We start from the raw sequence: 6,652 nt of genomic DNA, 5'->3' as shown, positions 1-6,652 counted from the left end.
ACATGGCCGCACCGACCAGCCTTGCAGAAGCGTTCAACAAAGCCCTTGCCAATAGGGAGCCGTCCACACATGGCACTTAGCAGAAGTGGGCCGAGCATCAGCATTCGTGCAGACACCGGACGTATAGCCGGTCAAGATTTACTGCAGCCTTTGGACCTCTAGCTTTTAATCAGAGGGTCCTGGGTTCGAGTCCAAGCGAGCTCACCAACACTATCAAAGCGTTACCGGCATCTGCCCTTTGAGCGTTTTCCTTCCAGGTAGCCACTAGGTAGCCGAGAGATCTCCGTAGCTGCGCGACGTTCGATCATCTGAGGCTTATCGGCACCCCTATGGCTGGCATCACCACCCTCACTGGGCTAGCATGGCATCGACACATTCGAGCAGGCGAGGGCGGAACGTATGGCGCACGACCATCACCACGATCACGACGACCACAGCCATCTCTCCGAGATCGAGCTGCGGGTGCGCGCCCTCGAATCCATCCTGGTCGAGAAAGGCTACGTGGATCCAGCGGCCATTGACACGCTGGTCGAGACCTATGAGGTCAAGGTAGGCCCCCGCAACGGGGCCAAGGTGGTCGCCAAAGCCTGGGCTGATCCAGCCTACCGGGAGTGGCTGCGGACGGATGCGACGGCTGCCATTGCCTCCCTCGGCTTCATCGGACGCCAAGGCGAGCATATGGTGGCGGTCGAGAACACCCTAGATGAGCACAACATGGTCGTGTGCACCCTGTGCTCCTGCTACCCCTGGCCCGTGCTCGGCCTGCCTCCGGTGTGGTATAAGTCTGCCCTTTACCGCTCACGGGCTGTGCTCGACCCGCGCGGGGTTCTCGCCGAGTTCGGGGTGAACCTGCCGCAGACCACCCGCATCCGTGTCTGGGACTCGACTGCCGAGGTCCGGTACCTCGTGATCCCGATGCGTCCTGAGGGGACCGAGGGTATGAGCGAGGAGGCCTTGGCCGACCTCGTCACCCGCGACTCCATGATCGGCACCGGTCTCGCCCGGAAAGCGGAGGCAGCGCGATGAACGGCGCTCAGGACCTCGGCGGCATGATGGGCTTCGGCCCGATCGCCATCGAACAGGACGAGCCCTGGTTCCATGCCGCGTGGGAGCGACGGGCCTTTGGCCTGACCTTGGCTATGGGAGCGACCGGCAGCTGGAACATCGACATGAGCCGGTACGCCCGCGAGTCCTTGCCGCCTGCCGAGTATCTCACCTCGAGCTACTACGAGATCTGGACCAAGGGTGTCGAGAAGCTGGTTGCTGCAGCTGGGCTCGTCAGTGAGGAGGAGTTGACGCTTGGCCAGGTTCTGGCTGAGCCAGCACCGATCAAGCGGGTACTGAAGGCTGAGGACGTGGCGGCCGTGCTGGCCCGCGGCGGTCCGGCCGAGCGCCCGATCGAGCAGCCGGCGCGCTTTGCGGTGGGTGACCGAGTCCGTACCCGCAACCTACACCCTCAGGGCCACACCCGCCTGCCGCGCTACGCTCGCTGCAAGACAGGAGTTGTTGAGCTGGTACATGGCGCCCACGTCTTTCCGGACACGAACGCTCATGGACAAGGCGAGCAGCCGCAATGGCTCTACACGATCTGCTTCTCAGGCCGGGAGCTCTGGGGAGAGCAGGCGGATCCGACCGTCAGTGTCTCGATTGATGCCTGGGAGAGTTATCTTGAGCCGCCATGACGATATAGCCCGCGTAGCCGAGGGCGTCGCGCCGATCCCCCGCGGAGATGACGGTGAGCCCGTCTTTCGTGAGCCGTGGGAGGCGCAGGCCTTCGCAATGACGCTGGCCCTGTACGAGCAGGGCCTGTTTACCTGGACGGAGTGGGCTGGAGCGCTCTCGGCTGCGATCAAACAGGCCCAGGCGTCCGGTGACTGCGACGATGGATCGACCTACTATCAGTACTGGCTCGCTGCTATCGAGCAGTTGGTCAGGGACAAGGGGATTGCAAGCGAGCAGGCGCTGGCAGAGCGCCGCGGCGCTTGGGATCGTGCGGCGCATGCGACGCCGCATGGGCAGCCGATTTTGCTCGCGAACGATCCACTCCGATAACCTGAGAGATATCCCCGCGTGGATGGCAATGACACCGGTGAGCCTGGGAGTGGAGAGAAATGGCCCAGCACGTTCGCAGGCACGACTGGGGCGCAGCCCTTAGGCTCGCTCCCGGCTTTCCCGCTGCTCCGGTCTAGGGCCGCGCCTCGTCGCCATCTACAACGATGGCTTTCGCCCCATCTTACGGGACAAGCCCGAGGCCGAAGGAATCCGCGGGGGTTTTGCTGCAAGCTGGAGTGGTGAGCAAAAGAAGCATACGGAAGACTATGCGGCCGGCCCCGCCACTCAGCGCCTATCTGGTGACAATCCCAGTAAGCCGCTGGCGCTCAAAGCCGTCATTGCTGTCGCGGGCGTAGACGTCCTCGATGCGCACGATGTCATCCTCGCCGAGATAGGCGCCGGACTGCACCTCGATCAGGTTGAGCGGCACGCGGCCGGGGTTCTCTAGACGATGGACACAGCCGAGCGGCAGATAGACTGACTCGTTCTCCCGCAACAGGATCTGCTCCTCGTCCCGGGTGACGAGCGCCGTGCCGTTCACCACGACCCAGTGCTCGGCACGGTGGTAGTGCTTCTGCAAGGACAACTTTTCGCCGGGGGCCACCGTGATGCGCTTGACCTGAAAGCGGTCACCGGTGTGCAGGGACTGATAGAAGCCCCACGGCCGGTGCACGCGCGGCGTCTGGACCGCGCTGCTGTGCCCGGTGGCCTTGAGCCGGTCTACCAGTTTCTTGACATCCTGATCGCGGTCTTTCGGCGTCACCAGGACGGCATCCTGGGTTGCCACGATGATCAGGTCCTTGATCCCAACCGTCGCCACCAGCGGGCCATCGGAGCGGATGTAGCAGCCCTGGCTGTCGAGCGCGACCACATCGCCGAGGGTCACTGTGCTGTCCTGATCCTTGGCGGCGAGTTCCCACAGAGCCGACCAGGCCCCGATGTCGGACCAGGTGCAGTCCACCGGCACCACCACCGCATGAGGGGTCTTTTCCATGACGGCATAGTCAATCGAGATGTCGGGCACCTGCTCGAAGGATGCGGGATCGAGGCGCAGGAAGTCGAGGTCGGTGGCGGCCTTGTCGACCGCCTGCGTGCAGGCCTGCAGCATCTGCGGCGCCAGACGCCCGAGCTCCTCGAGGAATCGGCGCGCCGGCAGCAGGAAGATGCCGCTGTTCCAGGCATACGCGCCCGAGGCCACATAGGCTTCGGCCGTGCCCGCATCCCGCTTCTCCTTGAAGCCGAGAACCTGACAAATGCGCGGATCGTCGAGGCTGTCGCCGCACTGGATGTAGCCGTAGCCGGTGGCCGGGGCCGTCGGCGTGATGCCGAAGAGCACGAAGGAGCCCTGCTCGGCGGCTTTGCGCCCAGCTTCCACGGCGGCCTGGAATGCCGGCATGTTGCCGATGCTGTGGTCGGCCGGCAGCGTGCTGGATCGGGGTTCCCGTGTATGGTGTCCAAGCCCTACAGCAAGGATCATGATTAACAAATGCGGTGCCGGCGAGAACTGGCGGTCGAGGCACCAAGCGGTATGTACGTTGCGTTTCTAGCCTAAAGCGTCAGCATCGGTGTCATGAAAAAGCCAAGGTATCTGCTCTTGATCCTTCCATGAGCAAATCCCCCAAGCGCCCAAGCCAACGTGATGAGCCTAGACGGCAGAATGTTGAGGCTGGTGTGCAGCGGCCCAAACCCAGCACCGGCAAGGGTCAGGCTGCGTCGAAGAAGGCGAATACGGCTCTGGATTCCTCAGGTGCTGGGATGCCCGACGAGGGATTGGAAAGACCAAAAGGGAAAAATAGCTCCGGTCTTCCGCACGTGCAGAGCGATACCCTCGCCCTAGACAGCAATCTGGCAACGGAAGGGAATCGGAACACGCCAGATCGGCAAGGCGCATATAGGAAGATCAGAGACGAGGTCGAGCAACTGGTGCAGACGGGCGCATTGGCGGATCACCTTGCCCCAACAGAGTCTCACCCCGGCTCTGTGAGTGATCCGCCTCATCCGAGTGAATGGGTCGAGATGCAACCTGCTCAAGAGCTAGAATCGACCGAATCTCTCCCTATGGCTCCTAACCTCAAGGGGGAAAGCCGAGAAAAGGGGAAGAGAACTTTCCATAATAGCCTCGAAGGTACGGTTCAACAAGCGATCACAGTTTGGAACCCAAGCCTCAAGGCTGCGTCAGAGCGGGTGAGAGGTGCGTCAGGACGTGTGAAGGTCTGGGCGCAAGAGAAGTCGGAGCACAGAGTGAATAGGGGCGACAAGGCTGAACAATTAGCGAACCCGGTCTACCTTCTTGGCGCCATTACGCTTGGCATTCCGGCTTTGCTGCTGATCCCGCTGGTCGGGATGAACCCAGGGGTTCAGGAAGGGACCTTCATGACAGTTGTAACTTTCCTCGCCGTTTCTGCCTTTGTTACGGCGGCGGTGTTCGAGATCAAAAGGTTGGCTGACCAATCCTCTGATGACGAGTATCACTGACAGATTGGAATTGTCGTTTTTTCTTCATAACTCCCATCAAGGCCCAAGGATGTTGACGTGGTGCAGTGAACAGGCGGTGCAGCAATCGGCACCGCCTGACGGAGGAGTGGCCTTAGCACTCGGTTTTTTGCTTTGTAGTAGTGCCCGTTGCATCCGTTGTCTGTTTCGTGGTGGTCGAGCAGCCGGTGCTGCCAGTCGTGCCAACGTCCCGATTCTCAATCACCACGTTCTTCTGGTCCGGTCCTGACGCGGCATCACCAGTGGCGCCACCTACACCAGCTCCAACTGCTGCCCCAACTGGACCTCCCACGACGGCACCAACTGCACCGCCTGCAGCAGCTCCGGCTGCGGCCCCTCCTGGGTCGGCCGAGGCTAGTGACGGGAGCAGGAGGGCGACTGCAAGAGCAACGTATTTGACATTTGCGCGCATGACTGTTTCTCCAACGAGCCAATCGCGAGCTGCGATCTGCTGCCACGTTAACGGCATCCGCACTAAACCGTTTCAGCTTAGCGGTTCGCAGCCCCGGTGGTTTTGAAGCACCAGGATGAGCCACGGCTTTTGCTGAATGAGGGTGATAGTCACTTGTTGAATTCGGTAGGGGGTGCCTTGCCAAAGTTAAGCCACTGGCATAGGCGGGGCCAAGATCACAGGTCTTTATTGTGCTGCACAGGCTGCTCCTGCTGATCCCTTTTGGACTTCATCTAGTTCTACTCACCTTCTGTAATCTATCCTGTGCGGCCAAGGACATGAGCCCTATGAGCGAGAGCACAATCTCTCCGAACTTCATCGAACTTTCTGCTGATATCGTCTCGGCTTACGTCAGCAACAACTCCGTACCGGCCTCTGAGCTTCCGACCCTGCTAGGTTCTGTTCATACGGCCCTGACGAAGGCGGTTCAGAGGCAGAACCAAGAGCCGCATGCTGAGTTGACGCCAGCTGTTCCGGTCAAGAAATCTGTGACCCCGGATGCGATCATCTGTCTGGAGGATGGGAAGAAGTTCAAGTCGCTCAAGCGTCATCTACGGACCACCTACGACATGACGCCCGAGCAGTACCGGGCTAAGTGGGGTCTGCCCGCTGACTACCCGATGGTTGCACCCAATTATGCCAAGGCGCGCTCCGAGCTTGCCAGGACCATGGGGCTCGGCCAGCAACGCAAAAAGGCTGCTGCTCCGGTGGAGGCTGCGGTCACTGGGGCTGCCACCAAGACAAAGGGGGGTGCCGCGAAGGTGGATGAAATTCTGGACGAAGAGGTGACTGCGCCCCCTAAAGGCAGACGCACGAAAAAGGCTGCCTAGCTGACCTTGTTACCCTGGAGAGCGGCCACAGCCGCTTAGAAGCTCCTTCCTTGAAACCCGGTGCTTCCAGTGCCGGGTCTTCTATACCGCTCTGCCAGCTTCTGTACCGTTATCCTTGTGTGACTGGATGGTATGAGAATGGCCTCCCTTTATCTTGAGAATACGGGTTGTCCTCGCCGTCAGATCTTACACCTTCCAGAGGATCGATGAGAGATTACCCCAGTGTTCTCGGCTGCGGCGGCAACAGCCATCAAGGAGCCGAGATGCCGCGCCGAGGAGGGGTTTCCGGCAATCGATATTAGGAGAGTTTCCCTACAAGGATGTGGGGGCAAACAAAAACAGGCGCTCCAAGGCTTGTGAGGAGCAAGGTTATCCTGTGTGGGGCCGCAGAGCGGTGAAAGGGACGGGAGACCGGGTAGTCCTCGGCTGCTCGGAGCTGCCACGGTGTTGGGCAGATCGGAGTCTACGCAAATACTTGGAGGATGATTCTGGGCGTTCGAAGTGTTCAGGTCGGCGCCGCAAGATCTTGAGCGGCCTCTATTGGCCTCAGGCGGCGGAGTAGCAGGCTCACAACTCTCAGCCTAGAATCAAGTGTGCAACTGCGAATCGCGCGGAACCAGATTTTTACCAGCGAATTGATTCGGCCCTTCCACATAGATGATTCTATCCAAAGAAGTTTTCCAACGGATAATCGATCTATTGTAAACGGATTCTTGCGCGGCGACTCCACAGTCAACTCAGAATCGGGCAATCCTCGTATCGCTACGAGTATCATGGGTGGACGACATGGCTGATGCAGCGAGTCGGAAGCGGGCTCAACGTCTCC

General features: G+C 60.4%; 6 protein-coding genes. 5 read left to right on the top strand and 1 reads right to left on the bottom strand.

The window, feature by feature from the left end:
* Positions 1-399 precede the first annotated feature (399 nt).
* From nthA to JAO75_RS19255, 3 genes are read left to right on the top strand one after another with little or no spacing between them, the layout of a single operon-like run.
* Positions 400-1,026 (top strand): nitrile hydratase subunit alpha, encoded by a 627-nt coding sequence (gene nthA, locus JAO75_RS19265; protein ID WP_199050762.1) that lies wholly within the window; start codon positions 400-402, stop codon positions 1,024-1,026.
* Positions 1,023-1,682 (top strand): nitrile hydratase subunit beta, encoded by a 660-nt coding sequence (nthB, locus tag JAO75_RS19260; protein ID WP_199050761.1) that lies wholly within the window; start codon positions 1,023-1,025, stop codon positions 1,680-1,682. Before nthA ends, nthB begins: the two co-directional genes overlap by 4 nt.
* Positions 1,669-2,052, top strand: coding sequence for a nitrile hydratase accessory protein (locus JAO75_RS19255; protein ID WP_199050760.1), 384 nt, complete (start codon positions 1,669-1,671; stop codon positions 2,050-2,052). Before nthB ends, JAO75_RS19255 begins: the two co-directional genes overlap by 14 nt.
* A 292-nt stretch (positions 2,053-2,344) precedes the next feature.
* Here JAO75_RS19255 and JAO75_RS19250 read toward each other — a convergent pair whose 3' ends face one another.
* Complete coding sequence (locus JAO75_RS19250) at positions 2,345-3,529, bottom strand: mannose-1-phosphate guanylyltransferase/mannose-6-phosphate isomerase (protein WP_199050759.1); 1,185 nt, start codon at positions 3,527-3,529, stop codon at positions 2,345-2,347.
* A gap of 128 nt (positions 3,530-3,657) precedes the next feature.
* Between JAO75_RS19250 and JAO75_RS19245 the strand changes: the two genes are divergently transcribed.
* Positions 3,658-4,527 carry a hypothetical protein gene (locus JAO75_RS19245; RefSeq protein WP_199050758.1) on the top strand — a complete coding sequence of 290 codons (870 nt, stop codon included), beginning with the start codon at positions 3,658-3,660 and terminating at the stop codon, positions 4,525-4,527.
* A gap of 756 nt (positions 4,528-5,283) precedes the next feature.
* On the top strand, positions 5,284-5,826 hold the full coding sequence (locus tag JAO75_RS19240; protein ID WP_199050757.1) for a Ros/MucR family transcriptional regulator: 543 nt from the start codon (positions 5,284-5,286) through the stop codon (positions 5,824-5,826).
* Positions 5,827-6,652: the final 826 nt, after the last annotated feature.

Source organism: Microvirga splendida (assembly GCF_016427565.1).
Classification (GTDB): Bacteria; Pseudomonadota; Alphaproteobacteria; order Rhizobiales; family Beijerinckiaceae; genus Microvirga; species Microvirga splendida.
This window is presented reverse-complemented; position numbering and strand designations above follow the sequence as displayed.

Coding starts and splice junctions, on each gene's coding strand:
- nthA (WP_199050762.1), top strand. CDS start 400: ATGGCGCACGACCATCACCACGATCACGACGACCACAGCCATCTCTCC.
- JAO75_RS19240 (WP_199050757.1), top strand. CDS start 5,284: ATGAGCGAGAGCACAATCTCTCCGAACTTCATCGAACTTTCTGCTGAT.
- JAO75_RS19250 (WP_199050759.1), bottom strand. CDS start 3,529: ATGATCCTTGCTGTAGGGCTTGGACACCATACACGGGAACCCCGATCC.
- nthB (WP_199050761.1), top strand. CDS start 1,023: ATGAACGGCGCTCAGGACCTCGGCGGCATGATGGGCTTCGGCCCGATC.
- JAO75_RS19245 (WP_199050758.1), top strand. CDS start 3,658: ATGAGCAAATCCCCCAAGCGCCCAAGCCAACGTGATGAGCCTAGACGG.